27 protein-coding genes are annotated in these 24,699 nt (G+C 75.0%); 6 read left to right on the forward strand and 21 right to left on the reverse strand.

Annotation, left to right across the window (positions count from 1 at the left end; translation table 11 throughout):
* The first annotated feature begins 118 nt into the window (after positions 1-118).
* Both ACWCOM_RS11265 and ACWCOM_RS11270 read left to right on the forward strand, forming a co-directional pair.
* The gene (locus tag ACWCOM_RS11265) at positions 119-1,087 is read left to right on the forward strand and encodes a quinone oxidoreductase family protein (RefSeq protein WP_454548840.1); all 969 of its coding nucleotides are present in this window, start codon (positions 119-121) and stop codon (positions 1,085-1,087) included.
* Positions 1,084-2,460: a M1 family metallopeptidase gene (locus tag ACWCOM_RS11270; protein WP_454548841.1), complete on the forward strand. Its 1,377-nt coding sequence runs from the start codon at positions 1,084-1,086 to the stop codon at positions 2,458-2,460. The genes ACWCOM_RS11265 and ACWCOM_RS11270 overlap by 4 nt, the downstream gene beginning before the upstream one ends.
* Before the next feature lie 64 nt (positions 2,461-2,524).
* Here the strand turns inward: ACWCOM_RS11270 and ACWCOM_RS11275 are convergent, their stop codons facing one another.
* From ACWCOM_RS11275 to pheS, 3 genes are all read right to left on the reverse strand, one after another.
* Positions 2,525-3,139 carry a hypothetical protein gene (locus ACWCOM_RS11275; protein WP_454548842.1) on the reverse strand — a complete coding sequence of 205 codons (615 nt, stop codon included), beginning with the start codon at positions 3,137-3,139 and terminating at the stop codon, positions 2,525-2,527.
* Between the two features lie 202 nt (positions 3,140-3,341).
* Positions 3,342-5,894, reverse strand: coding sequence for a phenylalanine--tRNA ligase subunit beta (pheT, locus tag ACWCOM_RS11280; protein ID WP_454548843.1), 2,553 nt, complete (start codon positions 5,892-5,894; stop codon positions 3,342-3,344).
* A 4-nt stretch (positions 5,895-5,898) separates the two neighbouring features.
* Complete coding sequence (gene pheS / locus ACWCOM_RS11285) at positions 5,899-6,969, reverse strand: phenylalanine--tRNA ligase subunit alpha (RefSeq protein WP_454548844.1); 1,071 nt, start codon at positions 6,967-6,969, stop codon at positions 5,899-5,901.
* 237 nt (positions 6,970-7,206) lie between these two features.
* Here pheS and ACWCOM_RS11290 point away from each other — a divergent pair, with 237 nt between their 5' ends.
* Entirely contained in the window at positions 7,207-7,653 is a 447-nt protein-coding gene (locus ACWCOM_RS11290; RefSeq protein WP_454548845.1) for an eCIS core domain-containing protein, read from the forward strand.
* A 70-nt stretch (positions 7,654-7,723) separates the two neighbouring features.
* Here the strand turns inward: ACWCOM_RS11290 and ACWCOM_RS11295 are convergent, their stop codons facing one another.
* The 6 genes from ACWCOM_RS11295 to ACWCOM_RS11320 all read right to left on the reverse strand — a co-directional run bounded on the left by ACWCOM_RS11295 (position 7,724) and on the right by ACWCOM_RS11320 (position 11,524).
* Positions 7,724-8,176: an NUDIX domain-containing protein gene (locus ACWCOM_RS11295; RefSeq protein ID WP_454548846.1), complete on the reverse strand. Its 453-nt coding sequence runs from the start codon at positions 8,174-8,176 to the stop codon at positions 7,724-7,726.
* Complete coding sequence (locus ACWCOM_RS11300) at positions 8,173-9,084, reverse strand: TrmH family RNA methyltransferase (RefSeq protein ID WP_454548847.1); 912 nt, start codon at positions 9,082-9,084, stop codon at positions 8,173-8,175. The genes ACWCOM_RS11295 and ACWCOM_RS11300 overlap by 4 nt, the downstream gene beginning before the upstream one ends.
* A 13-nt stretch (positions 9,085-9,097) precedes the next feature.
* On the reverse strand, positions 9,098-9,487 hold the full coding sequence (gene rplT / locus ACWCOM_RS11305; protein WP_454548848.1) for a 50S ribosomal protein L20: 390 nt from the start codon (positions 9,485-9,487) through the stop codon (positions 9,098-9,100).
* Between the two features lie 94 nt (positions 9,488-9,581).
* Entirely contained in the window at positions 9,582-9,776 is a 195-nt protein-coding gene (rpmI, locus tag ACWCOM_RS11310; RefSeq protein ID WP_454548849.1) for a 50S ribosomal protein L35, read from the reverse strand.
* A 159-nt stretch (positions 9,777-9,935) separates the two neighbouring features.
* The gene (gene infC, locus ACWCOM_RS11315) at positions 9,936-10,916 is read right to left on the reverse strand and encodes a translation initiation factor IF-3 (protein WP_454548913.1); all 981 of its coding nucleotides are present in this window, start codon (positions 10,914-10,916) and stop codon (positions 9,936-9,938) included.
* Positions 10,917-11,227: 311 nt separating this feature from the next.
* Positions 11,228-11,524 carry a DUF503 domain-containing protein gene (locus tag ACWCOM_RS11320; RefSeq protein WP_454548914.1) on the reverse strand — a complete coding sequence of 99 codons (297 nt, stop codon included), beginning with the start codon at positions 11,522-11,524 and terminating at the stop codon, positions 11,228-11,230.
* Between the two features lie 85 nt (positions 11,525-11,609).
* Here ACWCOM_RS11320 and ACWCOM_RS11325 point away from each other — a divergent pair, with 85 nt between their 5' ends.
* Positions 11,610-12,020 (forward strand): DUF1844 domain-containing protein, encoded by a 411-nt coding sequence (locus ACWCOM_RS11325; RefSeq protein WP_454548850.1) that lies wholly within the window; start codon positions 11,610-11,612, stop codon positions 12,018-12,020.
* 48 nt (positions 12,021-12,068) lie between these two features.
* Here ACWCOM_RS11325 and ACWCOM_RS11330 read toward each other — a convergent pair whose 3' ends face one another.
* The 9 genes from ACWCOM_RS11330 to ACWCOM_RS11370 form a co-directional block, all read right to left on the reverse strand.
* Complete coding sequence (locus ACWCOM_RS11330) at positions 12,069-12,923, reverse strand: SseB family protein (RefSeq protein ID WP_454548851.1); 855 nt, start codon at positions 12,921-12,923, stop codon at positions 12,069-12,071.
* Positions 12,920-13,672 (reverse strand): bifunctional 1-(5-phosphoribosyl)-5-((5-phosphoribosylamino)methylideneamino)imidazole-4-carboxamide isomerase/phosphoribosylanthranilate isomerase PriA, encoded by a 753-nt coding sequence (gene priA, locus ACWCOM_RS11335; protein WP_454548852.1) that lies wholly within the window; start codon positions 13,670-13,672, stop codon positions 12,920-12,922. The genes ACWCOM_RS11330 and priA overlap by 4 nt, the downstream gene beginning before the upstream one ends.
* Before the next feature lie 112 nt (positions 13,673-13,784).
* Positions 13,785-13,946 carry a hypothetical protein gene (locus ACWCOM_RS11340; protein ID WP_454548853.1) on the reverse strand — a complete coding sequence of 54 codons (162 nt, stop codon included), beginning with the start codon at positions 13,944-13,946 and terminating at the stop codon, positions 13,785-13,787.
* The gene (hisH, locus tag ACWCOM_RS11345; RefSeq protein ID WP_454548854.1) at positions 13,943-14,707 is read right to left on the reverse strand and encodes an imidazole glycerol phosphate synthase subunit HisH; all 765 of its coding nucleotides are present in this window, start codon (positions 14,705-14,707) and stop codon (positions 13,943-13,945) included. Before hisH ends, ACWCOM_RS11340 begins: the two co-directional genes overlap by 4 nt.
* Before the next feature lie 17 nt (positions 14,708-14,724).
* Positions 14,725-15,354 (reverse strand): imidazoleglycerol-phosphate dehydratase HisB, encoded by a 630-nt coding sequence (gene hisB / locus ACWCOM_RS11350; protein ID WP_454548855.1) that lies wholly within the window; start codon positions 15,352-15,354, stop codon positions 14,725-14,727.
* 143 nt (positions 15,355-15,497) lie between these two features.
* Entirely contained in the window at positions 15,498-16,601 is a 1,104-nt protein-coding gene (locus tag ACWCOM_RS11355; RefSeq protein ID WP_454548856.1) for a histidinol-phosphate transaminase, read from the reverse strand.
* A gap of 59 nt (positions 16,602-16,660) precedes the next feature.
* On the reverse strand, positions 16,661-16,981 hold the full coding sequence (locus ACWCOM_RS11360; protein WP_454548857.1) for a DMT family transporter: 321 nt from the start codon (positions 16,979-16,981) through the stop codon (positions 16,661-16,663).
* Positions 16,981-17,418, reverse strand: a complete 438-nt coding sequence (locus tag ACWCOM_RS11365; RefSeq protein ID WP_454548858.1) for a DMT family transporter — start codon at positions 17,416-17,418, stop codon at positions 16,981-16,983. The genes ACWCOM_RS11360 and ACWCOM_RS11365 overlap by 1 nt, the downstream gene beginning before the upstream one ends.
* Positions 17,419-17,483: 65 nt before the next feature.
* The gene (locus ACWCOM_RS11370) at positions 17,484-17,903 is read right to left on the reverse strand and encodes a LysM peptidoglycan-binding domain-containing protein (protein WP_454548859.1); all 420 of its coding nucleotides are present in this window, start codon (positions 17,901-17,903) and stop codon (positions 17,484-17,486) included.
* Between the two features lie 341 nt (positions 17,904-18,244).
* Here ACWCOM_RS11370 and lexA point away from each other — a divergent pair, with 341 nt between their 5' ends.
* Positions 18,245-19,018, forward strand: coding sequence for a transcriptional repressor LexA (gene lexA / locus ACWCOM_RS11375; RefSeq protein WP_454548860.1), 774 nt, complete (start codon positions 18,245-18,247; stop codon positions 19,016-19,018).
* An 88-nt stretch (positions 19,019-19,106) separates the two neighbouring features.
* On the opposite strand, the gene ACWCOM_RS11380 is transcribed toward lexA, so the two are convergent.
* Both ACWCOM_RS11380 and hflX read right to left on the reverse strand, forming a co-directional pair.
* Positions 19,107-21,188 (reverse strand): ATP-dependent DNA helicase, encoded by a 2,082-nt coding sequence (locus ACWCOM_RS11380; protein WP_454548861.1) that lies wholly within the window; start codon positions 21,186-21,188, stop codon positions 19,107-19,109.
* A gap of 4 nt (positions 21,189-21,192) precedes the next feature.
* A complete protein-coding gene (gene hflX / locus ACWCOM_RS11385; protein WP_454548862.1) occupies positions 21,193-22,839 on the reverse strand; it encodes a GTPase HflX in 1,647 nt (548 codons plus the stop codon).
* Positions 22,840-22,959: 120 nt separating this feature from the next.
* On the opposite strand from hflX, the gene ACWCOM_RS11390 reads away from it, so the two are divergent.
* On the forward strand, positions 22,960-23,622 hold the full coding sequence (locus tag ACWCOM_RS11390) for a class I SAM-dependent methyltransferase (protein WP_454548863.1): 663 nt from the start codon (positions 22,960-22,962) through the stop codon (positions 23,620-23,622).
* Positions 23,623-23,647: 25 nt separating this feature from the next.
* Here the strand turns inward: ACWCOM_RS11390 and dapF are convergent, their stop codons facing one another.
* Complete coding sequence (dapF, locus tag ACWCOM_RS11395) at positions 23,648-24,613, reverse strand: diaminopimelate epimerase (protein ID WP_454548864.1); 966 nt, start codon at positions 24,611-24,613, stop codon at positions 23,648-23,650.
* Between the last annotated feature and the right edge of the window lie 86 nt (positions 24,614-24,699).

A 24,699-nucleotide genomic window follows, 5' to 3' on the forward strand; every position in this document is an offset into this window, starting at 1 on the left:
TTGCCGTGCCCCCACTTGTGCTCACGCTACTCCCGCGGAGCCGCCGCGGGCAGTGCCGTCCCGGACGGCGTGCCTACGATGAGGACGTTCCGTCCGCGAAGTCCAGGAGGTACCCGTCATGGTCCGATCCGTCATGGTCGAGCAGCCCGGAGGCCCCGAGGTCCTGTCCCTCGGCGAGCGCCCGGACCTCGAACCGGGCCCGCACCAGCTGCTCGTGGAGACCCGTGCCGCGGGGGTGAACTTCATCGAGGTCTACCAGCGCGAGGGCGTCTACCCCGTGGAGCACCCCTTCACGCCGGGCTCGGAGGGCATGGGCGTGGTCACGGGTGTCGGCTCCGCGGTGGAGCACTTCGCCCTGGGCGACCGGGTCACCACGTCGCAGGCCGCCCGCACGTACGCGGACGCCTTCCTGGTCGACGCGGACAAGGCCCTGCGGGTGCCCACCGGGGTCTCCGACGAGGTCGCGGCGGCCCTGCCCCTGCAGGGCCTCACGGCGCACTACCTGGTCCGCTCCACCTACCCGGTGCAGGAGGGCGACGTCGCCGTGATCACCGCCGGCGCGGGCGGGGTCGGCGGCCTGGCCGTGCAGCTGCTGAGGTCGCTGGGCGCCACGGTCGTCGCCCTGGTCGGCTCGCAGGCCAAGGCCGAGACGGCGCGCTCGCTGGGCGCCGACCACGCGATCGTCGGCTACCAGGGCTTCGCGGAGCGGGTCCGGGAGCTCACCGGCGGCCGCGGCGCGGACGTGGTCTACGACTCCGTGGGCAAGGACACCTTCGACGAGTCGCTGCGGGCACTGCGCAAGCGCGGGGTGCTGGTGCTCTTCGGGGGCTCCTCCGGCCAGGTGCCCCCGTTCGACCTGCAGGGCCTCGCCCGCCACGGCTCCCTGTACGTCACCCGGCCCACGCTCAACGACTACCTGCTCGACGAGAAGGAGCGCAACTGGCGCGCCGGCGAGCTCTTCGACGCGGTGCTCGACGGGTCCCTGACGGTGCGGGTCGCGCAGACCTTCCCGCTGGCGCAGGCACGGCAGGCGCACGAGGTGCTCCAGTCCCGGGCCGCCCAGGGCAAGCTGCTGCTGGTCCCGTGAGCGCCGCACCGATGCACCGCTACCTCGGGGCGGACGGCGCCCGGGACCCCTACACCCCGTCCGTCGGGTGCTGCGCGGCCACCGTGGAGCACTACGACCTGGACCTCGACTACGACGTCGAGGACAACGGGCTCGAGGCCCGGGCGACCCTGACCTGCCGCGCCCTCCGGGACACGGACCGGATCGAGCTGGACCTCACCGAGCTCGCCGTGACCGACGCCCGCGTCGGCGTCGGCGGGCTCGGCGGGCTGCTGGGCCCCCGCCGGGCCGGCGTGGAGCACCGGGGCAGCCGGCTCGTGCTGACCCTGCCGCGGCCGGTCGCCGCCGGGGAGTCCTTCGAGCTCACCGTGGCCTACGAGGGCTACCCGGAGTCCCTCGACGGCCCGTGGGGCGAGATCGGCTGGGCCGAGCTCGACGACGGCGTGCTCGTCGCCGGGCAGCCCACCGGCTCCTCCACCTGGTTCCCGTGCGTGGACCATCCCTCACACCGGGCGACCTACCGGGTGAGCGTGCACGCCGACGCCGACTACGAGGTCGTGGTGCACGGCGAGCTGGAGTCGGTGACCGAGCGCGACGGCGAGCGCCACTGGGTCTACACGTCCCGGGTGCCGCTGCCGCCGTACCTGGCCACCGTGCAGATCGGGCCGTACCGGCGCGGCGAGCTCACCGGCTCCCGGGTCCCGCAGTACCTCGTGTGCTCGGGAAAGCGGCGGAAGAAGGCCGAGAAGACCTTCGCCGAGCAGGGCAGGATGCTCGAGGCCTTCACGGAGTGGTTCGGCCCCTACCCCTTCCCCAGCTACACCGTGGTGGTGGTGGACGAGTCGCTCGAGGACCCGTTCGAGTGCTTCGCCTGCTCCGTGTTCGGCAAGAACCAGCTCGGCACGGACTGGGAGCAGCAGCGGCTGGTGGCCCACGAGCTGGCCCACCAGTGGTTCGGCAACAGCCTCGTGCTCGCCTCCTGGCAGGAGATCTGGCTCAACGAGGGCTTCGCGTCCTACGCGGAGTGGATCTGGTCCGAGGCCTCCGGGGACCGCCCGGCCCGCTGGCACGCGGAGAAGGCGCACAAGACCCTCTCCCGGATGCGCCAGGACCTCGTGATCGGCGACCCCGGGCAGGTGCGCCTGTTCGACGACGTGGTCTACGTGCGCGGTGCCCTCACCGTCCACGCCCTGCGCGAGGCCCTGGGCGAGGAGGCCTTCCGGGGCATGCTCCGCGGCTGGGTCGAGGCGCACCGGGACGGGTGGGTCAGCACGGCCGGCTTCCGCGAGCACCTGCGCTCCTGGGCGCCCCCGCAGCGCTGGGCAGAGCTCGACGGCCTGCTGGACGCGTGGCTGCTGCGCCCGGAGCTGCCCGCCCTGCCCGCCCGGCGCTGAGCCGTCCCGGCGGGCCCGCACCGGCCCGTCCCCCCGGCGGCCGGACACGGACGGGGCCGGTCGGTCAGTGCCCGGCGGCGTAGAGCCGGCGGGCGTACCACACCCCGGCCACGGCCACGCCGAGGCCCGCGAGGAGCAGCAGCGCGGCCTGGACCCGCTTGCCGGTGATCGTCCCGGCGGTGATGCCGGTCCCGAACTCGCCGGCCTCGGCGGTCTCGACGACCTGCAGCGTCCCGTCCTCGACGGCGAGCAGGGCGTCGGCCTCCTGGTGGAAGTCGTCCTCCCGGTCGCCGGTCTGGGTGCCGCGGAAGACGATCTCCTCCCCCGCCTCCGGGACACGGGGGTCGGCGAGCCCGGAGTCGAAGGGCTGCGCCGTGACCGCCTCGTCGCCGGGCAGCGCGCCCCGGTAGATGGGATTGTACGTCTTGGTCTGCAGGTCGTTGGTCATGTCCTGGTACGTCCCGGCGACCACCCACGAGCGGTCCGCGTAGCCGGCCAGTCTGCGGGAGTCGTCCCAGGCGAGGGCCCCGGTCACGGCCAGGACCAGGCCCAGGAGCAGCCCGAGCAGGCCCACCGCGGTCGGTCTCCAGGCGATCGGCCGGCGGGAGCGCCCGTGCTCCTGCTCGTCGTCGTCGAAGGCGAAGAACGTCTCCTGCCGGTCGGTGGTCTCCTCGGTCATGCTGAGCTCCTGGAACGGGGTCGGGAAAGGGGGACCACCGCGGCGCGGAGCCGAGGTCGGGGACCCGGTGCCACAGTACCGAAGTTCCCCGCGGTTCCCGGGAGCGGGGCGCGCGTGTGACCGGGCGGGTGCCGCCCGGGCGCCGGACGGCGCACGGCCCGCTCCCCGGGGGCGGGGAGCGGGCCGTGCGGCGGCGGGCCGGTCAGCCGCGCAGCACGGCCCCGTGGCGCTCGGCGGCCACCGCGACGGCGGCCTCGCGGGCGGCGGAGGCCTCCTCCGCGGTCAGCGTGCGGTCCGGGGCCCGGAAGCGCAGCGCGAGGGCCACCGACTTCCGGCCCGGCTCGATCCCGGTGCCCCGGTAGACGTCGAAGACGCGGACGTCCTCGAGCAGCTCCCCCGCCCCCTCCTCCAGGGCGGCGCGCAGCTCGGCGGCCGGGACGGACTCCTCGACCACGAGCGCCACGTCCTGCGTGGCGGCCGGGTAGCCGGAGATGGGGCGGGCCTGGACCACGTCGACCTCCGCGTCGATGAGCGAGCTGAGGTTCAGCTCCATCGCCACGGTGCGCGCGGGCAGGTCCTGGGCGGCCACCAGCTGCGGGTGCAGCTCGCCCGCGTAGCCCAGCGGGGTCCCGTCCGGGGCGCTGAGCACGGCCGTGCGGCCCGGGTGGAAGGCCTGGTGGCTGCCCTGCCGCACGCTCAGCTCCACGCCCAGGACCTCGCCGGCGAGCCGGGCGGCGTCCAGGGCGTCCTGCCAGTCGACCGGCCGCGGGGCGACCCACGGGCTCTCGGCCGCGTCCCGGCCCGCGAAGACCGCCGCGAGGTGGCGGGGCTGGACCGGGATCCCGGTCTCCAGCTCGTCGAGCACGTCCTGGCCCGGGCGGGCCCCGAGGGGCGGCAGGGTGCGGGTGACCAGCTGCTGCACGGGCCGGAACACGCGGCCGACCTCGTACAGGGCCAGGTCGCGGAAGCCGCGGGAGGTGTTGCGCCGCAGCACCTCGAGCAGCCCCGGCAGCAGGGAGACGCGCAGCATCCCCTGGGCCTCGCTGATCGGGTTGGCGAGCTTGACCGAGAGCACCGGGGAGCCCGGCTCGGGGGCCCCCCACAGCTCGTTGTCGGCCTGGGAGACGAAGGGGTAGGCGAGCACCTCGGTCAGCCCCGCGGCGGCGAGCGCGTCGGCCACCCGCTTGCGGGCCTGCTGCTCGGGGGTCAGCCCGCGGCCGGGCGGGGCCACGGGCAGCCGCGAGGGGATCGCGTCGTAGCCGACGAGCCGGGCGATCTCCTCGACGAGGTCCTCCTTGGCGACCAGGTCGGTGCGCCACGACGGCGGCACGACGCGCCAACCGTCATCGGTGGTCTCGACCTGCGCGCCGAGCTCGGTGAGCACGGAGACGACCTGCTCGGCCGTGTACTCCACGCCCACCCGCCGGCCCGCGTAGTCCCAGGGCAGCTCGATCGGTGCCGGGGCGGTGGTCGCGTCCACGTCCGTCACCTCGGGCCCGGCGGTGCCGCCGGCCAGCTCCACGAGCAGCTCCACGGCCCGCTGGGCGGCCACGGGGGCGATCCGCGGGTCCACGCCGCGCTCGAAGCGCTTGGACGCCTCCGAGGGCAGCCGGTGCCGGCGGGTGGTGCGGGCGACGGAGACCTCGTCGAAGCGGGCCGCCTCCACGAGGACGTCCGCGGTGCGGTCCGAGACCTCCGTGGTGGCCCCGCCCATGACCCCGGCCAGGCCGATGGGCCCGGAGCCGTCCGTGATGAGCAGGTCCTCGGGGTCGAGGGTGCGCCGCTTCCCGTCGAGGGTGGTGAGGGCCTCCCCCGCGGCGGCCCGGCGCACGGTGATGCCCCCGTCCAGCGCCGCGAGGTCGTAGAAGTGCAGCGGCTGGCCGAACTCGAGCATCACGTAGTTGGAGATGTCCACCGGCAGGGAGATCGAGCGGATGCCCGCCAGGCGCAGCCGCGCCGACATCCACGGGGGCGTGGGGGCGGTCGCGTCGATGCCGGTCACCGTGCGGGCGACGAAGCGGGTGCACCCGGGGTTGCCGTGGATGGGGGCGGCGTCGTCGACCGTCACCGGGTGCCCGCCCGCGGTGGGGGCGGGCACCCGGGCGGCCACGGCGTCGGCCGGGTCGGTGAAGGGCTGGTGCACGGCGTGGCAGTACTCGCGGGCCACCCCGCGGATCGAGAAGGCGTAGCCGCGGTCCGGGGTCACGTTGATCTCGGCGGCCTCGTCGTGCAGCCCGAGCAGCTCCAGGGCGTCCGTGCCGATCTCCGGGTCCAGGCCCAGCGTCGAGAGCACGAGGATGCCGTCGTGGTCCTCCCCGATGCCGAGCTCGCGCACCGAGGCGATCATCCCGGCGGAGGTGTGCCCGTAGGTCTTGCGCGCCGAGATCCGGAAGTTCCCGGGCAGCACGGCGCCGGGCAGGGTCACCACGACCTTGTCCCCGACCTCGAAGTTGTGGGCCCCGCAGATCACGCCCTGCACCCCGGAGGGGTCGATGCCCTTGCCGGTCAGGCTCTGCGCCCGGCCCTCGGGGACCACGCGCACCGTGCACCAGTTGACGGTCTTGCCGTTGGAGTGGGTCTCGGGCTCCTTGGACAGCACCTGGCCCACCACGACCGGCCCGTGCAGCTCGTCCGCGGGGCGGTGGACGTCCTCCTCCTCGAGGCCGACCCGGACCAGGGTGGCCAGGACGTCCTCGGCGGTGGCGTCCGCGGGGACGGGGGCGTGCTCGCGCAGCCATGACAAAGGAACTCGCATGTCTCTAGATCTCCATCCCGAAGTGCTCGCTGAAGCGGATGTCGCCCTCGACCATGTCGTGCATGTCCGGGACGTTGTTGCGGAACATCAGGGTCCGCTCGATGCCCATGCCGAACGCGAAGCCCGAGTACACCTCGGGGTCGATGCCGGCGGCGCGCAGCACGTTGGGGTGGACCATGCCGCAGCCGCCCCACTCGATCCACCGCGGCCCGCCCTTGGCGCTCGGGTGCCACACGTCCAGCTCGGCCGAGGGCTCGGTGAACGGGAAGTAGTTGGGGCGCAGCCGGATCCTCGCCTCCGGGCCGAACATCTGCCGGGCGAAGTGCTCGAGGGTGCCCTTGAGGTCGGCCATCGACAAGCCCTTGTCCACGGCCAGGCCCTCGACCTGGTGGAAGACGGGGGTGTGCGTGGCGTCGAGCTCGTCGGTGCGGTAGGTGCGCCCGGGGACGACGACGTAGACCGGCAGCTCGCGGGTCAGCAGCGTGCGCATCTGCACCGGGGAGGTGTGCGTGCGCAGCACGAGGTGCGCCTCGGGCGGGTCCACGAAGAACGTGTCCTGCAGCTCCCGGGCGGGGTGGTCCGGCTTGAAGTTCAGGGCGTCGAAGTTGTACCACTCGGACTCGACCTCGGGCCCGTCGGCGACCTCCCAGCCCATGGCCACGAAGGTCTCGCCGATGCGCTCCATGAGGTTCGTCAGCGGGTGCCGGCCGCCCAGCTGCCGGCGGCGGCCGGCGGCGGTGACGTCCACCGCCTCCTCCACCAGGATCCGGGCGTCGCGCTCCTCCTCGAGCACCGTGGTGCGGGCGGCGACCGCCTGGTTTACGCGGCCGCGGGCCTGGCCCACGAGCTTGCCGGCGGCGGCCTTCAGCGTCTTGTCGAGCGAGCCGATCTGCCGGTTGGCCAGCGCCAGCGGGGAGCGCTCCCCCGCGTGGGCGAGCCGCACCTCCTTGAGCTCGTCGAGGTCCTGGGCGTTTCCGACGGCGGCCAGGGCCGCCTCCACGGCCGCGGCGACCGCGGCCTCGTCGGTCGGGTCGACCGCGCCGCTCGGCGCGGTCTCGGATGGCAGTTCAGGCATCAGCACGGGCTTCTTCGGCTCGGGGACAGGGGAATCCGCGCACTGTCACATGTTCTGTGAACCAGTCACCACGGAGAAGCCCGCATCGGCGCGGATCGCGGGCGGACCCCAGTCTAGGGCACGCGGTCCGCGGGACCGGTGGGGCCGCCGGGGCCGGTCTCCCCGTCCCGCGCCTCGGCCCCGGGCCGCGAGGGCGGGGACGTCGTGGCCCGGGCGCCTGCGGCCTAGTCTGGGGCCATGAGCGCTCCTGCCGTCCGCCGGGCCCGCGTCCGCGCGGCCTGGAACATGACGAACCTGTCCACCCCGCTGGGGCTGCTGGTGGCTGCGCTCACGGGCACGCGGGTGGTCCGCGGGCCCGAGGGGCTGCTGCTGGGCTTCGGCTACCGCCCGCGGCTGCCGAGGGCGGGGGCGTTCACCGTGGGCAACGTGGTGCTCTTCCGGGCCGGGCCCGACCACGTCGCCGCCCGCCCCCGGCTGCTGGCCCACGAGTCCCGCCACGCCAGCCAGTACGCCCTGTGCCTGGGCCTGCCGTTCCTGCCCCTCTACGCCGCCGCCGCCGGGTGGTCGGTGCTGCGCTGCGGGCACCCGGCCCCGCACAACCCGTTCGAGGTGCGGGCGGGGCTGGCCGACGGCGGCTACCGCGTCCGGCCCCGCCGTCGGGGCGGCGCACCCGCCCGTGACTGACCATGGGGTTCCCGCGCGTGGGCGCACGATCCCGCGGCCGGGACGGCGTGGTCGGTCGGGTGACCCGTGGTCAGCCGGCGAGCTGGGCGAGCAGCGCCCGCACGATCGGCAGGTCGGCCGGGATCCAGGGCAGCGCCAGCGCGGCGGCGGCGTCCCCGAGCGGCACCCAGCGCACGGCCAGGTGGTCCTGCCCGGCCGCCGGGGCCGACGAGCCGGCCGCGAGCACGCTGGTCCAGACCCGCATCGCCGCGGTCTCCTTGAGGGGCCAACCCTGCGGGTGCGGGCCGGGCACCTCCGCCAGCAGCTCCACGCGGGCACCGAGCTCCTCGGCGCACTCGCGCCGCAGGGCGGCCTCGCAGCTCTCCCCGGGCTCCTGCTTGCCGCCGGGGAACTCCCACAGCCCGCGCAGCCCCGCCGGATAGGCGCGCTGGGCGGCCAGGAACGCCGTGGGGCGGTGCGGGTCGTCCAGCAGGGCGGCGCCGACCACCTGGGTGCGGAACGCGGCGGGCAGCGGGGCGGTCACCGGGGCTCCCGCCCGGCCCGTCGCTGCGCGCGCGCGGAGGCGTAGAGGCACACGGTGGCCGCGGTGCCCACGTTGAGGGACTCGGCCCGGCCGTACACCGGCACGGCCACGCGGTGGTCGGCCAGGGCCTTCTCCTCCTCGGACAGCCCCTGGGCCTCGTTGCCGAAGAGCCACACGGTGGGGCGGGCCAGGTCGTAGCCGGAGTCATCGACCGGGGCCCCGGCGGCGCGGGCCGCGGAGAGGTCCTGGAGCCGGTCGAGGTCGACGTCGCCGCGGCCGTCGGCGGCGAGGACCCCGCAGCCGGCCGCACGGGCGGCGCGGACCAGCTCGGGCAGGTCCGCGCCCACGGCCACGGGCAGGTGGAACAGGGACCCGGCGGTGGACCGGACGGCCTTGGGGTTGTAGACGTCCACGCTGCCGGTGCTGAGCACCAGCGCGTCGGCCCCCGCGGCGTCGGCGGCGCGCAGGAGCGTGCCCGCGTTGCCCGGGTCCTGCACCCGGGCCAGGACGGCCACCAGCTGCGGGGCGGGCCGGAGGATCCCGGCCGCGGGCACGTCCAGGGACCGGCAGACCACGACGACGCCCTGCGGGCTCACGGCGTCGCTCATCGCCGCGAGCACCTCCCGGGTCACCAGACGGACGAACACGGACCGGTCGGCGGCGACGCGCTCGAGCAGGGCCGCGATGTCCGGGTGCTGGGCCAGGGCGTCCTCGGTGACGTAGACGGCGTCCACGCACGCGGACTCGAGGTGCCGGGCCAGGGCCTCCCGGGCGTTCTGCGGTCCCTCGGCGAGGAACAGCCCGCGCTTGGAACGCGCGGAGCGCCCGGCCAGTCCCGCGACGTCCCGCACCCGATCGGCTCGGGGGTTGGACATCGGCTGGGCGGCCAGGCGCTCCGTGAGGTTCACAGCTCCGACGGGGTCAGGCTGCGGCGTCGCGCGGCGCGGAGGTGTCCTCCGGCAGGGCGTTCTTGGCGATCTCGACCAGGCCGGCGAACGCCTGCGCGTCGTTGACGGCCAGCTCGGCGAGCATGCGGCGGTCGACCTCCACCTCGGCGGCCTTCAGGCCCTGGATGAAGCGGTTGTAGGTCAGGCCGTTGGCGCGGGCGGCGGCGTTGATGCGCTGGATCCACAGCCGGCGGAAGTCGCCCTTGCGCTTGCGGCGGTCGTTGTAGCTGTAGACGAACGAGTGGGTGACCTGCTCCTTCGCCTTGCGGTACAGGCGCGAGCGCTGGCCGCGGTAGCCGGAGGCCTGCTCGAGGATTTCCCGGCGCTTCTTGTGGGCGTTGACCGCCCGCTTCACACGTGCCACGTGTGTACTCCTTCACTTCGGTCCCGGCCGTCCGGCCGGGAGGTCAAATCTGTGCGGGGCGGGGAGGCGGGCTCCCCTGCGGATGCGGTGGGGGTTACTTGCCCAGCATCTTCTTGATGACCTTGGCCTCGCCGGGGGTGACGATCTGGTCGGAGGCCAGGCGGCGGGTCAGGCGGGAGGACTTGTGCTCCAGGTAGTGGCGACGGTTGGCCTGCTGGCGCTTGACCTTGCCGCTCCCGGTGAGCTTGAAGCGCTTCTTCGCCCCGCTGTGGGTCTTCATCTTCGGCATGTGGGCCGTTCTCCTTGCGTTTCGTCCGGTGGTGGCCACCGGAGGGCACGACGACGTCCGCCGCACCTCAACGGTGCCCCCCGGGCGCAGCCGGGACCGGCTGCGCCCACGGGGCGTTGTCAGTTCTGCTCCGCTCGCGCGGAAGGTCCTGCTGGCCGCTCAGGCCCGGGGACCGGGCTTGGCGCCCGGCTTCGGGCCGGGCCGCGGGGCCCGGGGCGCCGGCCGCGGTGCCGCGGGGGCGGCGGCCTTCGGAGCCGCAGGCCGCGGTGCCGCGGGAGCGGCCGGGGCCGCCTCCTGCACCGGGGCCGCGGGGGCGGCCGGAGCCGCCTCCTGCACCTCGGGGGCGGGCGCGGCCGCCTCCTGCACCGGGGCCGCCTCCTGCACCTCGGGCGCGGCCGGAGCCGCTTCCTGCACCTCGGGCTCCTGGACCTCGGGCTCCGGCGCGGTCTGCTGCGCCGGCTCCTCGGCCCGGGCGGCTCGCTCGCGCAGCTCGGCCGGGAACGCGTCCCCGATCGACTGGGTCACGGGCTCGGCGGAGGAGGTGTCGACCTTCTCCCGGGCCTTGCGGTCGTTCTCGGCCCGGGCCTCCTCGCGCTGCTTCTGGCGGCGCGCCTCGGCCTTGGCCTCGGCCTTGTTCTTCAGCGGGCCCACGACCATGACCATGTTGCGCCCGTCGACCCGGGGGCTCGACTCGACGGCCCCGACCTCGGCGACGTCGTTCGCGAAGCGCTCGAGCAGGCGCACGCCCATCTCGGGGCGCTGCTGCTCACGGCCGCGGAACTGGATCATGGCCTTGACCTTGTCGCCGGCGCCGAGGAAGCGCTTGGCGTGGCCGACCTTGGTCTCGTAGTCGTGGGTGTCGATCTTGAGCCGGAACCGGACCTCCTTGAGGACCGTGTTCGTCTGGTTCTTGCGCGACTCCCGGGCCTTGACCGCGGCCTCGTACTTGTACTTGCCGAAGTCCATGAGCTTGGCCACCGGCGGCTTGGCGTTGGGCGCCACCTCGACCAGATCGAGATCCGATTCGCGGGCCAGCCTCAGTGCGTCCTCGACGCGGACGATGCCGACCTGCTCGCCTGCGGGTCCGACGAGGCGGACTTCGGGGACTCGGATTCTGTCATTGATACGTGGATCGCTGATGCCGTGCTCCTGATGTTCTGCGTGATCACCCGGAGGTTTCCGGGGACCTCATGGTTCGGTCCGGTCCACAACGGCAAAAGCCCCCGCTGCGGTCGGCAAGCGGAGGCTCATCGGCGCACCACCCGGGGGCGGTGCGCTGCGTGACAGCACCGGCGCGGGGAACCCGGCGGGCCGTCGTGCGGACGATGTCGTCGCGGACCCGGCGACCGTGGTCGGCGCGGGTGGGAGTCACCTCCACTTGCACACTGCCCGACAGTCTAACGCATCGGCCGGGGATCGGGGAACCCGCCCCGCCCCTACCCCCCGTCCCCTCACTCGTCGTCGGTCGAGCGCAGGCCGCGGCGTGCCGAGAGCAGCTCCGTCTCCGGGCGGGCGGCCACGAACCGCTCCAGCTGGTCGAGGACGTCGACGAGGTGGGCGGAGTCCCCGGCGACCGCCCCGGCGCCCACGAGGGCCCGGCGGTGCAGGTCGAGGTGGCCGACCTCCGCGGCGCTCACGGGGAAGCGGCGGCGCAGCTCGGCCACGAGGGGCCGCACCACCGACCGCTTGGCCTTCCGGGAGTGCACGTCCCCCAGCAGCAGGTCGAACTCGATCCACCCGATCCACACGGCGGTCCTCCCCCCTTCCCGGCCGGCGCCGGCCTCCCCAGCAGGATAGGCCCGGCGGGCCGGGGCGGTGTGGCAGAGTTGGACCATGACTTCCGAGAACACCTTCCGCTTCGACGACGACGCCGCCCGCTCCGGCCAGGACATCCCGCAGGAGACGGTGGAGGCCGTCGACGAGCAGATGCGCGACATCGCGGAGGTCCCCGCCATCGAGGTCATCACGACCGCCGCCGTCCACCTCATGAGCGCGGCCGCCGTGAAGTGCGGCCTGGCCGCCGGTGAGGACGCCGACGAGCTCAAAGACCTGGACGAGGCGCGCAAGCTCATCACCGCCCTGGCCGGGTTCGTCACGGCCGCCGCCCCGGAGATCGGCTCCCAGCACGCCGCCCCGCTGCGCGACGGCCTGCGCACGCTCCAGCTGGCCTTCCGCGAGGCCTCCCTCTACCCGGACGCCCCCGGGCAGGGCCCGGGCGAGAAGTTCACCGGCCCGGTGAACTGACGGCTCCCCTCAGCAGCACCCCGACGCGGGCTGATCCGGTGCGCCGGGTCAGCCCGCGGTCGTCAGGCGCAGCTGCATCGAGTCCACGTCCTCGGCGAGGGCCGGCTCGACGCTGAGCCGGGCCTGGAAGCGGGCGAGCACGTCGTCCACCTGCGCGCGGTCCAGTCCGGCGCGCAGGGCGAGCACGACCGCGAGCTCCGGGCCGGCACCCCCGCCGTCGACGACCGTGCCGTCGGCGGCCCGGGCCGCGACGCCGCTGCCGGGCCCGGTCCCCGCCGACGCCACCCCGGGCAGGCCCTCGGCGCAGCGGCGGACCGCGTCGGCGACGGCCGGGCTGCGGTAGGACGGCGTCCAGGGCCGGCCCTGGGCCAGCGCCCAGAGCGCCGGCCGGCGCACCACGAAGGGCAGGTCCGCGCCGGGGTCGAGCACGAGCAGCTGGGTGCCGTCCTGCACCGCGGCCACGGCGGCCCGGCGGACGTCGGTGGCCACGGGCCGGGCCTGGTGGTGCCAGGCGGACAGGGCCGCGGTGGACGTGAACACGGGCAGCACCGGGCGCCCGTCGGCCGCCCGCAGGGACACGAGCGCCATGTCCGCCTCCTTGTCGGCCACGTGCCCGGCGGCGGTCACGGTCGAGGAGGAGACCTCGGCCACGACCGGCACGAACACCCGGGCCCCGGCCAGCGCGGCGACCACGTGCGACTCGTCGCCGGTGCCGGCCCGCAGACCGGCGAGCGCGTCGAGGACCGCCGCGGCGGCGGCGCCGTCGTCGTCGGGGAACCGGTGGGTGTGGCTGGTGCCCTCCCCCAGGTTGCGCCCGGCCCAGGCCTGGCCGCCGGTGTCCTCCGTGCCGCCGGCGCCCGCGAGCTGGGCCGCGATGTGGGCGGGCAGTCGGCGCTCCGTCACCGCGCCGCCGGACGGCCCGCCACGTCGAGGGCCTCCCCGAGCGTGAACCGGCCCGCGTAGAGGGCCTTGCCCACGATGGCGCCCTCCACGCCGGAGGGCACGAGGGTGCGCAGGGCGGCGAGGTCGTCGAGGGAGGAGATCCCGCCGGAGGCGACCACCGGCTTGTCCGTGCGGGTGGCGACCTCCTGGAGCAGCTCGAGGTTGGGGCCCTTGAGGGTGCCGTCCTTGGTGACGTCGGTGACCACGTACCGGGCGCAGCCGTGCTCCTCGAGGCGGTCCAGGACCTCCCAGAGGTCGCCGCCCTCCTCGGTCCAGCCGCGCGCGGCCAGCGTGGTGCCGCGCACGTCCAGGCCCACCGCGATGACCTCGCCGTGCTCGGCGATCACCTTCCGGGTCCACTCGGGGTGCTCCAGGGCGGCGGTGCCGAGGTTGATCCGGGCCGGGTCCAGGGACAGGGCCCGCTCCAGCGAGGCGTCGTCCCGGATGCCGCCGGACATCTCGACCTTCAGGTCGAGCTCGGCCGCGACGCGGCGCAGCACCTCGATGTTGTCCCCGCGGCCGAAGGCGGCGTCGAGGTCCACCAGGTGGATCCACTCCGCCCCGGCCTCCTGCCAGGCGAGCGCGGCCTCCAGGGGGTCGCCGTAGCCGGTCTCGGAGCCGGCCTCGCCCTGGACCAGGCGCACGGCCTGGCCGTCGGCGACGTCGACGGCGGGCAGCAGCTGCAGGCGGGGGGTCTCGCTTAGGGGCATGGGATCTCTTCCTTCTCGGGCTCCCGGGCGGCGCGGGGCCGCCCGGGGCTACTCGGGTGGTGGGCCGGCTCGGGGAGCCGCCCCGGGTCGGGGACGTGCGGGAGGGGTGGGCTCAGCGGGCCAGGAACCAGGAGTACCCGCCGTAGCCGATGAGCCCGGCGGCGACCAGGGCCAGGAGCACCACCGTCCAGGCCGGCATCTTCTGCCGGTGGAAGGAGATGGCGCCGCCGGCGATGAAGGCGCCGAAGGCCATCACGACGACGGCGGCGCTCACGCGTCGTCGCCCGCCTGCTGGAGGGTCGGCCGCCCGGCCAGGGTGTCCCCGCCCAGGGGGTCCCCGGCCTTGAGGTGGTCCAGCCGGCCGGTCCGCGGGAGGGTGCCCAGCCAGTTGCGCAGCAGCTGGATGCCGGCCTCGGAGGACTTCTCCGGGTGGAACTGCGTGGCGCACAGCGCCCCGTTCTCCACGGCGGCGATGAAGCGACCGCCGTGCTCGGACCAGGTGACCTGCGGCGGCTTCATCTTCAGGATGCTCTGCGGGAAGTCCCACTCCTGCACCCCGTAGGAGTGCACGAAGTAGAAGCGCTCGTCCTCGATGCCGCGGAACAGCACCGAGCCCTCGGGCGGGTCGACGGTGTTCCAGCCCATGTGCGGGACCACGTCGGCCTTCAGCCGCTCGACGACGCCGGGCCACTCGCCCATGCCCTCGGTCTCCTGGCCGTGCTCCACGCCGGAGTCGAAGAGGACCTGCAGGCCCACGCAGATGCCCAGCACGGGGCGGCCCCCGGCGAGGCGGCGGCCGATCAGGCGCAGGCCGTCGACGGAGCGCAGGCCGTCCATCACCGCGGCGAAGGCGCCGACGCCGGGGACCACGAGCCCGTCCGCGTCCAGGACCGCCTCGGGGTCGGCGCTGAGCACCACGTCCGCCCCGGCGGCCTCGAGGGCGCGCACGGCCGAGCGGACGTTGCCGGCGCCGTAGTCGAGGACCGTGACTGTGGGGCGGGCGGGCTGCTCCGGCCGCGTGGGCTCCTCCGGCATGCGATCTCCTTCCGCGCTCACAGGGCGCCCTTGGTCGACGGGACGCCGCTGACCCGGGGGTCGGGCTCCACGGCCTGGCGCAGGGCGCGGGCCAGGGCCTTGAACTGCGCCTCGGCGATGTGGTGCGGGTCCCGCCCGGCCAGCAGCGTGATGTGCAGGCAGATCCCGGCGTGGTGGGCGAGGGACTCGAAGACGTGCTGGACCATGGCACCGGTGAAGTGCCCGCCGATGAGGTGGTACTGCTGGCCCTCGGGCTCCCCGGTGTGCACCGCGTAGGGGCGCCCGGAGATGTCCACCACGGCGTTGGCCAGGGCCTCGTCCAGCGGGACGGTGGCCTCGCCGAAGCGGCGGATGCCGGCCTTGTCGCCGAGGGCCTGGCGCAGGGCGTCGCCCAGGACGATGGCCGTGTCCTCGACCGTGTGGTGGACGTCGATGTGGGTGTCGCCGGTGGCCCGGATCCGCATGTCGATGAGGGAGTGCTTGGACAGGGCGGTGAGCATGTGGTCGTAGAACGGCACCGAGGTGTCGATGTCGTGGGTGCCGGTGCCGTCGAGGTCGATCTCGACGGACACGGAGGACTCGCTCGTGCGCCGCTCCAGGGAGGCGCGGCGGGGGGCACGGGTGCCGGTGGGGCTCTGGTCGGTCATGCGGGTGGAACTCCTCGCGGGCGCGGCGCGGCCGTCGGCGGGCCGCGGGGTGGCCCGGGCCGCCCCGGGCGGGCGGCGCGTCGGGCCCGGTGGTTGTCTGCCTCCATGCTATCCGGGACGGGGAGCCCCGGCTCCCCGGGGCCTCAGCCGGTGGAGACGATCCGCTCCAGGCTGGCCAGGAAGGCGGTGGTCTCCTCCTCCGTGCCGGCGGTGACCCGCAGGTGGCCGGGGATCCCGACGTCGCGCACGAGCACCCCGTCCTCGAGCAGGGCCTGCCACATGGCCCGGGAGTCCGCCATCCCGCCGAAGAACACGAAGTTGGAGTCCGAGGCCGCCGGGGCGAGCCCGAGCCGGGTGAGCTCCTCGACGATGCGGTCCCGCTGGCGCTTGATGTCCTCGACGTTGGCCAGCAGCGCCCCCGAGTGGCGCAGGGCGGCCAGGGCGGTCGCCTGGGTGACGGCCGAGAGGTGGTAGGGCAGGCGCACGAGGCGGATGGCGTCCGCGACCTCGGGGGCCGCGGCGAAGTAGCCCAGCCGGGCGCCGGCGAGCGCGAAGGCCTTGCTCATGGTGCGGGTGACGATCAGGCGGGGCCGGTCCGCCAGCAGGGAGAGCGCGGTGCCGGTGCCCCCGTGGGAGAACTCCGCGTAGGCCTCGTCCACCACCACGACGGTCCGGAAGGGCTCACCGGCCTCGTACACGGCCGTGACGACGTCCTCGCCCAGGGCCGTGCCCGTCGGGTTGTTGGGCGAGCAGAGGAAGACGACGTCCGGTCGGTGCCGCCGGACCTGCTCGGCCGCCGACTCCGCGGTGAGCCCGAAGTCCGCGGACCGCTCCCCCGCCACGAAGCCGGTGTGCGTGCCCGCGGCCAGCAGCGGGTACATGGAGTAGGTCGGGACGAACGTGAGCAGGGAGCGCCCGGGGCCGCCGAAGGCCTGCAGGATCTGCTGCAGGATCTCGTTGGAGCCGTTGGCCGCCCAGAGGTGCTCGGCCCCCAGCCCGTGGCCCAGGTACGCCGCGAGCTCCTCCCGCAGGGCCGTGAACTCCCGGTCGGGGTACCGGTTGAGGGTCCGGGCCGCCGCGGTGACCTCCTCCACGATCGCGGTGTGCACGTCCGCCGGGACCGGGTGGGTGTTCTCGTTGGTGTTGAGCGCCACGGCGACGTCCAGCTGCGGGGCGCCGTAGGGGGCCCGGCCGCGCAGGTCGTCGCGCAGCGGGAGGGCGTTGAGTCGGTCCAGGTTCTGCGTCACCCGAACAGTTTAGACCGGCCCCCGCGCCGGCCCACCGGGCGGGCGCCGACGGCGGGCGCTCAGTGGGCGGCGCCGAGTTCGATCAGCAGCACTCCGCCCATGATGAGCGCGATGCCCAGGACCATGACCCGGCTCAGCGGCTCGTCGAAGAGCAGCCGGCCCGCGACCGCGGTGAGCGCCACGCCCGCGGCGGCCCAGATGCCGTAGGCCACGCCCAGCCCGAGCCCGTGGCGCAGGGCCAGGGCGAGCAGCGTGAAGGCGAGCAGGTACCCGGCCACCACGGCGGCGTACCAGCGGCTGCGCCCGTCCGCGGCGACCCGCAGGGACAGGGTGGCGGCGACCTCGGTGAGGATCGCCCCGGCCAGGTAGAGCCAGGCCATCAGGCGCCGCCGTCTCGGACGGCCCGGTGGGCGCCGACCTCCACGCACAGCACCCCGGCGACCACCAGGGCGATGCCGGCGAGCACCAGGGGGCTCAGCGCCTCCCCGAAGAGCAGGGCCGCCAGCAGGGCGGTGAGCGTCACGCCCGTGGCCGCCCAGATGCCGTAGGCCACGCCGACGGCCAGGCCGCGGCGCAGCACCGCCGCGAGGAACACGAACGCGGCGGTGTACCCGGTGACGACGAGCAGGTACCAGCCGGGGTGGCTCAGGGCGGCCTTCAGGGCCAGCGAGGCGGCCACCTCGCTGCAGATCGCGGCGCCCAGCAGCGGCCACACGGTGGTCCCGGGGCTCCGGTGGGGGCGCCGGGGAGCACCGGTGGACACGGGGGACGGTGGGTTCGCGCGCTCGGGGAGCGGGTGGTGGGCGCCGGTGCTCATGACCTCGACCCTACCGATGACGGGGACCGCCCCGGGACCGGGCGCCCGGCCGGACCGACCGCCGCTCAGGCGGCGGGGACCTCGAGGAGCTGGCCCGCCTGGAGGACGGAGCTGTCGAGGTCGTTGAGCTCCACGATCTCGTCCATGACGTCCCGCGGGTCGCGCTCCGGGTCGGCCTGCACGGCCAGGTCCCACAGGCTCTGCCCGGGGTGCACCGTGGCCTGCTCGGTCCCGGCGCCCGCCACGGGCTCGCTGGTGGCCGTGGCCGTGGACGGGACGAGGAAGATCACGGCGAGCACCACCAGGGCCGCGGAGCCGGCCAGCACGGGCAGGCCCAGCAGGACCAGTCGGCCGCGCCGGGTCAGGACCAGCGGAGCGCGGGAGGCCCCTGCCGACGCGCGGGCCCGGCGGACCGCACGGGCCGGGCCGCCGAGGGACCGGGGGCGGCGGGCGACGACGGCGCTGAGGGTGGCACTGGCACTCATGACATGAACTCCTTGACGTTCCCGCAGGGAGCGGGCGATCTCGAACACCGGTCCGACCGGCGGCCCCTCTGGGCCTGCATGCGATCGAACATACTTTCGAATACCGATGACCCATGTCTAGCACGGGCCTGCGAATGCTGTCGACACCGGGTCGTACATATGTTTGAAGACACACGGCGTGTCGCCTAGGCTGGGAGCACGTTCGGGCCTCGGGCCGGCGCGTTCCGACTCCCCCGGCTCCCTGCGGGACGTGACCTATCGAAGCACCCGGGTCCGACATCGGAACGGGGCCGGCGCGCACCGGAGGCACCACCAGCCGGACGCGAAAGGACGACGCTCCCATGGCTCAGCCCCCCACCCCCGAGGAGTCCCGCACCCGGGCCTCGCGCTCCGGCGCCCGCGCGCGCGGCCGGGGCCTCAGCGTGCGCCAGCGCACCATCCTCGAGGCCATCCAGCGCTCCATCGCCGAGCACGGCTATCCGCCGTCGATGCGCGAGATCGGCGACCTCGTGGGCCTGGCCTCGCTCTCCAGCGTCACCCACCAGCTCTCCCAGCTCGAGAAGCTGGGCTACCTGCGCCGGGACCCGAAGCGGCCGCGGGCCATGGAGGTCCTCACACCCCTGCAGCTGCGCGACGCGCTCGCCCCGGAGACCCCGGGCGCGCCGCACGAGCCGGCGGACGCGCCCCGCGGCCCGCGCCCCGGCGCACCGGGCCTGGTGGCGGAGCTGTCCACCTCCGCGGACGTGACGATGGTGCCGCTGGTGGGCCACATCGCCGCCGGCGGGCCCATCACCGCCGAGCAGGACGTGGAGGACGTGCTGGCGCTGCCCCGCCAGCTGGTCGGCCACGGCGAGCTGTTCATGCTGCGGGTCAAGGGCGACTCCATGATCGACGCCGCCATCTGCGACGGCGACTGGGTCGTGGTCCGCCGGCAGAGCGCCGCCGACAACGGGGACATCGTGGCGGCCCTGCTCGACGACGAGGCCACGGTGAAGACCTTCCGCCAGCGGGACGGGCACACCTGGCTCCTCCCGCAGAACACGCGCTACGAGCCCATTCTCGGCGACCACGCCACGGTGATGGGCAAGGTCGTCTCGGTGCTGCGCAGCCTCTGAGCCCGGCCCGGCGGCAGCCGCCGCCCGACGCGCGCTCCGGCACGGGGCCCGGCCGACCGGCCGGGCCCCGCGTCGCGTCCCGAGCGGGTCAGGCTGTCGCCAGGCGCCCCAGGGCCCCGAGCACCACGGAGCGGTCCGTGGTGGTCCACAGGGGCGGCAGCGACCCCCGCAGGAACCCGCCGTAGCGGGCGGTGGCGATGCGGGAGTCCAGGATCGCCACGACGCCGCGGTCCCCGCCGGCGCGGATGAGCCGGCCGGCGCCCTGGGCCAGCCGCACGGCCGCGTGCGTCGCCGAGACGGACATGAACCCGTTGCCCCCCGCCCGCTCGGCCGCCCGGCTGCGGGCCGTGGACAGCGGGTCGTCCGGGCGCGGGAACGGGATCCGGTCGATCATCACCAGCCGGCACGAGGCCCCCGGGACGTCGACGCCCTGCCACAGGCTCATCGTCCCGAACAGGCTCGTGGCGGGGTCGTCCGTGAACTCCTGGACGAGTCCCGCCAGCGAGGACTCCCCCTGGCACAGGATCGGCAGCTCGGTGCGCCCGCGCAGGGCCTCCGCGGCCTCCTCCGCCGCCCGGCGGGACGAGAACAGGCCCAGCGCCCCGCCGCGCGAGGCCTCGAGCAGGGCGAGCATCTCCTCGAGCTGCGCCTCGGTCAGGCGCCGGCCCGGCTTCTCCAGGTGCTTGGCGAGGTAGAGGATCCCCTGCCGCGGGTAGTCGAAGGGGCTGCCCACGTCCACGCCCTCCCAGCGCGGGGCGCCCTCCCCGCGCAGGCCGAGGGCCCCGGCGGCGGCGTCGAAGGAGGACCCGACGGAGAGGGTGGCCGAGGTCAGGACCACGGTGCGGCCGTCGAAGAGTCCCTCCCGCAGGGTCCCGGCCACCGACAGCGGCGCGACGTGCAGGGTGGCCGGGTCGGTGTCCTCGGCGGGCACGTAGCCGCGGCCGGGCTCCCAGCCGCCCTGCCGGGAGATCCACAGCACCTCGCGGGAGTCGGCGGCGGCGAGGATGCGCTCGGCCAGCTCGAGCACGTCGCTGACCCGCGAGCGGGCCATCTGCCGACCGGCGTCCCCGTCCTTCTCGCCCCCGGAGCCGCCCTTGGACTCGCTCATGACCGTGCGGGCGGCGTCCCGGATCTGCGCCACGGCCGCCGCCTGGGCGTCGTCGAGGCCGCGGTGCAGCAGCTCGGCGGGCGCGCCCAGCAGCGCGGCCTCGAGGTTGGCGGCACCGGCGGTGAGGGAGTCGGGGTTCGCGGCGGTGTGCTTGCGCGCGGAGGCCGCCGCCGCGCGCACCATGGCGGCGGAGAGCTGGCCGGTCACTGCCCCCGTGACCCGGTCCTGCAGCTCGTGCGCCTCGTCGATCACCACGACGTCGTGCTCGGGCAGGACCGTGATGCCCTCGAACGCGTTGATCGCGAGCAGGGCGTGGTTGGTGATCACGATGTCCGCCTCCCCGGCCCGCTGCTTGGCGAGCTCGGCGAAGCACTCCTCGACCATCGGGCAGCTGCGGCCCAGGCACTCCTTGGCGGTCACGGAGACCTGCCGCCACGCCTTGTCGCTCACGCCCGGCAGCAGCTCGTCGCGGTCGCCGGTGTCCGTGGCGCGCGCCCACTCGCGCAGGCGCTGGACCTCCTGGCCCAGCCGGCCGGGCTGCTCGGCGGCGTCGGGCTGGGCGGCGCCGGGGTGCGGGGCGGCGTCCGGCAGGGCGAAGAGCGCGCCGGGATCGTCCTCGGACGGGTAGCCGCCCTCGAGCTTGTGCAGGCAGGCGTAGTTGCTGCGGCCCTTGAGCAGGGCGACGTCGACCTCGTGCTCGAGCTCCCCCTCCAGGGCGGCGAGCAGGCGGGGGACGTCCCGGCCCACGATCTGCGACTGCAGGGCGAGGGTCGCGGTGGCCACCACCACCGGCTTGTCCGCGTGCTGGGCGTGGGCCACGAGCGGGGCCAGGTAGGCGAGGGACTTGCCGGTCCCGGTGCCCGCCTGGACCAGCAGGTGCCGGCCGCGGTCGAGGGCCTCCGCCACCTTGGCGGTCATCAGCCGCTGCCCGTCCCGGATCTGCCCGCCCATCGCCGTGACGGCGGTGTCGAGCAGGCCCAGGGCGTCCTGGGCGCCGGGCAGGGTCTCCGGCCGGGTGCCGGAGACGTCCCGCCCGGACTCGTCGACGAATGCTGCGGCCACCGGCTCAGGCGCTCTCGGCGCCGAAGCCGGGCGCGCGCTCCGGGACGAACTCCGCGAGCTCGGCCGCCAGGTCCTCGCGGACCTTGACCAGCAGGTGCGTGCCCTCCGGCAGGTGCTCGGTGCGCAGGATCTCCGCGTCCCAGTCGTGCAGCCGGCTCACCACGTCGCCGCGCTGGTACGGGACCAGCAGCTCCAGCACCGTCTCCGGGCGCGGGATGGACGCGCTGATCCGCTCGCGCAGCTCCTCGAGCCCCTCACCGGTGCGGGCGGAGACCACCACGACGTTGCGCTCCCGCTGGCGGATCCGCTCGACCACGAAGGGGTCCGCGGCGTCGACCTTGTTGAGCACGATGATCTCCGGGATGTTCTGCGCGTCGATGTCCGTGAAGACCTGGCGCACCGCCCGGATCTGCCCCTCCGGGTCCGGGTGGGAGGCGTCCACCACGTGCAGGATGAGGTCGGCGTCGGCGACCTCCTCCAGCGTGGAGCGGAACGCCTCCACGAGCTGGGTCGGCAGGGAGCGCACGAAGCCCACCGTGTCCGAGAGCGTGTAGCCGATGCCGTCCGGGGTCTGCGCCCGGCGGACCGTGGGGTCCAGGGTCGCGAACAGCGCGTTCTCCACGAGCACCCCGGCGTCGGTGAGCCGGTTGAGCAGCGAGGACTTGCCCGCGTTGGTGTAGCCGGCGATCGCCACGGAGGGCACGGAGTTGCGCCGGCGGTTGAGCCGCTTGGTCTCCCGGGCCGGCTTCATGGCGGCGATCTCGCGGCGCAGCTTGGCCATCCGCGTGCGGATCCGGCGGCGGTCCAGCTCGATCTTGGTCTCACCGGGCCCGCGCGAGCCGATGCCCTCACCGGCGGCGGCGCGGCCGCCGGCCTGGCGGGACAGGGACTCGCCCCAGCCGCGCAGGCGCGGGAGCAGGTACTCGAGCTGGGCGAGCTCCACCTGCGCCTTGCCCTCCTTGGACTTGGCGTGCTGGGCGAAGATGTCCAGGATCAGACCGGTGCGGTCGATGACCTTGACCTTGACGACGTCCTCCAGCCCGCGCCGCTGGGACGGGGCCAGCTCGGAGTCCACGATGACGGTGTCGGCCCCGGTGGCGGCGACGACGTCGCGCAGCTCCTTGGCCTTGCCGGAGCCCAGGAACGTGGCGGGGTCCGGCTTGAGCCGGCGCTGCACGATGCCGTCCAGCACCTCGGACCCGGCGGTCTCGGCGAGCGCGGCGAGCTCCCGCAGGGAGTTCTCGGCCTCCTCGAGGGTGCCCTCGGTCCAGAGACCGGCCAGGACGACGCGCTCGAGGCGCAGCTGGCGGTACTCGAGCTCCGTGACGTCCTCGAGCTCGGTGGACAGGCCCCCCACCCGGCGCAGCGCGCGGCGCTCGTCGAGGTCCTGCTGCTCGCCGTCGTGCTGCGAGTGCTCCTGCCCGGCGTCGGCCAGTTCGCGGGCGCGGCCGCTCAGCAGGCCGCTCCCGGCGGCCCCGGAGTCCTCGTGCCGGCGGTCCGCGCGTGCTCCGGCGTCGGCCTCCCGGGCCCGGGCCCGGGACAGGACGCGCTCGACGACGTCCTCGAGGTCCTGCCGGCTCAGGCCGTTGTCGGCCTCCGCGGCGGGAGCCGCGGTGCTGTGCTCGGCAGGGGTGTTGTGCGACTGGGTCATGGTTCCTTTCGGACAGGTTTCGGTAGCTGGAATTCTAGTCGCGGTCTCCGACGAACGGGGCCGCGGGCGGGCCGCCGTGCGGAGCGGGCCGGGCCCGCGCGATCGGTAGCATGGATGTCTATGACACGGCGTTCCGACTCCCCCGATCCCGCCGCCGGCCCGGCGGCCCCCAACCCGGGGACCGAGCACTACTTCTCGGAGGATCCCGCGGTGCCGGAGGTGCGCCGCCCGGTGACCGTGGCCCTGCGCGGGCGGGAGGTCGTCCTGCAGACCGCCAACGGGGTCTTCAGCCCGCGAGGTCTCGACAAGGGAACGTCCGCGCTGCTCCGAAATGTTCCCGATCCGGCCGGTGCGGAGCTGCTGGACCTCGGGTGCGGATGGGGCCCGATCGCCCTGAGCCTCGCGGAGGCCGCGCCCGGGGCGCGGGTCACGGCGGTGGACGTCAACGAGCGCTCGCTGGGGCTCACCCGCGACAACGCCGCGGCCCTGGGCCTGGGCAACGTCGAGGTGCTGCTGCCCGAGCAGGTGCCGGCGGACCGGCGTTTCGACACGATCTGGTCCAATCCGCCCATCCGGATCGGCAAGCAGCAGCTGCACGAGCTGCTGCTCCGGTGGCTGCCGCGGCTGAGCCCCGGCGGGAGCGCGTGGCTGGTGGTGCAGAAGAACCTGGGGGCCGACTCGCTGCAGAGCTGGCTGGCGGCCGAGCTGGGCGGGTCCTTCCGGGTCTCCCGGCATGCCACCGACAAGGGGTTCCGCGTGCTGCGGGTGGACCGGCCGGCCTGAGCCGGTCCGGGCCCGGCGGCGGGGCTCAGGCGAAGGTGCCGTCCGCCACGAGCACGGCGGGACCGGCGAGGACCACGTGCTCCGCGCCGTCGGGGGCGGGCACGAACGTCACGGAGACGACCCCGCCGGGCACCTGCACGAGCCACTGGTCGGGGGCGGTGGGCCCGCCCCAGAACCGGGTCGCCGCCGCCGCCGCGCACGCGCCGGTGCCGCAGGACTGGGTCTCGCCCACGCCGCGCTCGTGCACCCGCATGCGCACCCGGCCCACGCCGTCGTCGTCGCCGTCCGCGGGGACGACGAACTCGACGTTCGTGCCGTCCTCGGGTTCGGGGCGTACGACGGGGGCGGTGAACAGCTCGAGCTGGTCGAGCTTCTCCCCCTCGGCGAGCGCCACGACCGTGTGCGGGTTGCCCATCCCGATGGACAGCGCCGGGCGGGGCACCTTGAGCCCCTTCGCGGTCACGACGGCGTCCGAGCCGCGGGACCGGGCGCTCTCGCCGTCCAGGAAGCTCCACGGGCCCATGTCCACGGCGTAGCCGGAGTCGGTGCGCGCCACGGTCTTCACCCCGGCGCGGGTGCCGATGCGCAGCACCTCGCCCGCGGGGACCTCCGCGAGGCCCCGCTCGACGAGGTAGTGGACGAACACGCGCACGCCGTTGCCGCACATCTCGGCGACGGAGCCGTCGTTGTTGCGGTAGTTCATGAACCACTCGGCGTCCGGGGCGGCCTCCAGCACGGCCCGGCCCTCGGGCAGCGCCTCGCTGCGCACGGCCCGGATCAGCCCGTCGCCGCCGATGCCGCGGTGCCGGTCGCAGACCAGGGACACGAGGTCGGCGTCGAGGGCGAGCTGGGCGTCCGGGTCGGTCAGCAGGACGAAGTCGTTGCCCGTGCCGTGGCCCTTCGCGAAGCCGCGGCCGCGCAGCTCCCCCCAGGGCACGGCGGCGTCCGGGGACGGGGCGGTCGGGAGGGTCTCGGGCTGCGCTGAGGTCACCCGGACATGATACGCGGCCCCGCCGGCGGGCCGGGGTCACGGCCTTTCCCGGTGCCGCCGCCCTGGCTAGCCTGGGGGCACACCGG

Source organism: Kocuria sp. KH4, from assembly GCF_053711175.1.

Bases quoted from the DNA above. Each gene is read 5' to 3' on its own strand.
- ACWCOM_RS11265 (WP_454548840.1), top strand. From the start codon at position 119: ATGGTCCGATCCGTCATGGTCGAGCAGCCCGGAGGCCCCGAGGTCCTG.
- ACWCOM_RS11275 (WP_454548842.1), bottom strand. From the start codon at position 3,139: ATGACCGAGGAGACCACCGACCGGCAGGAGACGTTCTTCGCCTTCGAC.
- pheT (WP_454548843.1), bottom strand. From the start codon at position 5,894: ATGCGAGTTCCTTTGTCATGGCTGCGCGAGCACGCCCCCGTCCCCGCG.
- pheS (WP_454548844.1), bottom strand. From the start codon at position 6,969: ATGCCTGAACTGCCATCCGAGACCGCGCCGAGCGGCGCGGTCGACCCG.
- ACWCOM_RS11290 (WP_454548845.1), top strand. From the start codon at position 7,207: ATGAGCGCTCCTGCCGTCCGCCGGGCCCGCGTCCGCGCGGCCTGGAAC.
- rpmI (WP_454548849.1), bottom strand. From the start codon at position 9,776: ATGCCGAAGATGAAGACCCACAGCGGGGCGAAGAAGCGCTTCAAGCTC.
- ACWCOM_RS11325 (WP_454548850.1), top strand. From the start codon at position 11,610: ATGACTTCCGAGAACACCTTCCGCTTCGACGACGACGCCGCCCGCTCC.
- priA (WP_454548852.1), bottom strand. From the start codon at position 13,672: ATGCCCCTAAGCGAGACCCCCCGCCTGCAGCTGCTGCCCGCCGTCGAC.
- hisH (WP_454548854.1), bottom strand. From the start codon at position 14,707: ATGCCGGAGGAGCCCACGCGGCCGGAGCAGCCCGCCCGCCCCACAGTC.
- hisB (WP_454548855.1), bottom strand. From the start codon at position 15,354: ATGACCGACCAGAGCCCCACCGGCACCCGTGCCCCCCGCCGCGCCTCC.
- ACWCOM_RS11360 (WP_454548857.1), bottom strand. From the start codon at position 16,981: ATGGCCTGGCTCTACCTGGCCGGGGCGATCCTCACCGAGGTCGCCGCC.
- ACWCOM_RS11365 (WP_454548858.1), bottom strand. From the start codon at position 17,418: ATGAGCACCGGCGCCCACCACCCGCTCCCCGAGCGCGCGAACCCACCG.
- ACWCOM_RS11370 (WP_454548859.1), bottom strand. From the start codon at position 17,903: ATGAGTGCCAGTGCCACCCTCAGCGCCGTCGTCGCCCGCCGCCCCCGG.
- lexA (WP_454548860.1), top strand. From the start codon at position 18,245: ATGGCTCAGCCCCCCACCCCCGAGGAGTCCCGCACCCGGGCCTCGCGC.
- hflX (WP_454548862.1), bottom strand. From the start codon at position 22,839: ATGACCCAGTCGCACAACACCCCTGCCGAGCACAGCACCGCGGCTCCC.
- ACWCOM_RS11390 (WP_454548863.1), top strand. From the start codon at position 22,960: ATGACACGGCGTTCCGACTCCCCCGATCCCGCCGCCGGCCCGGCGGCC.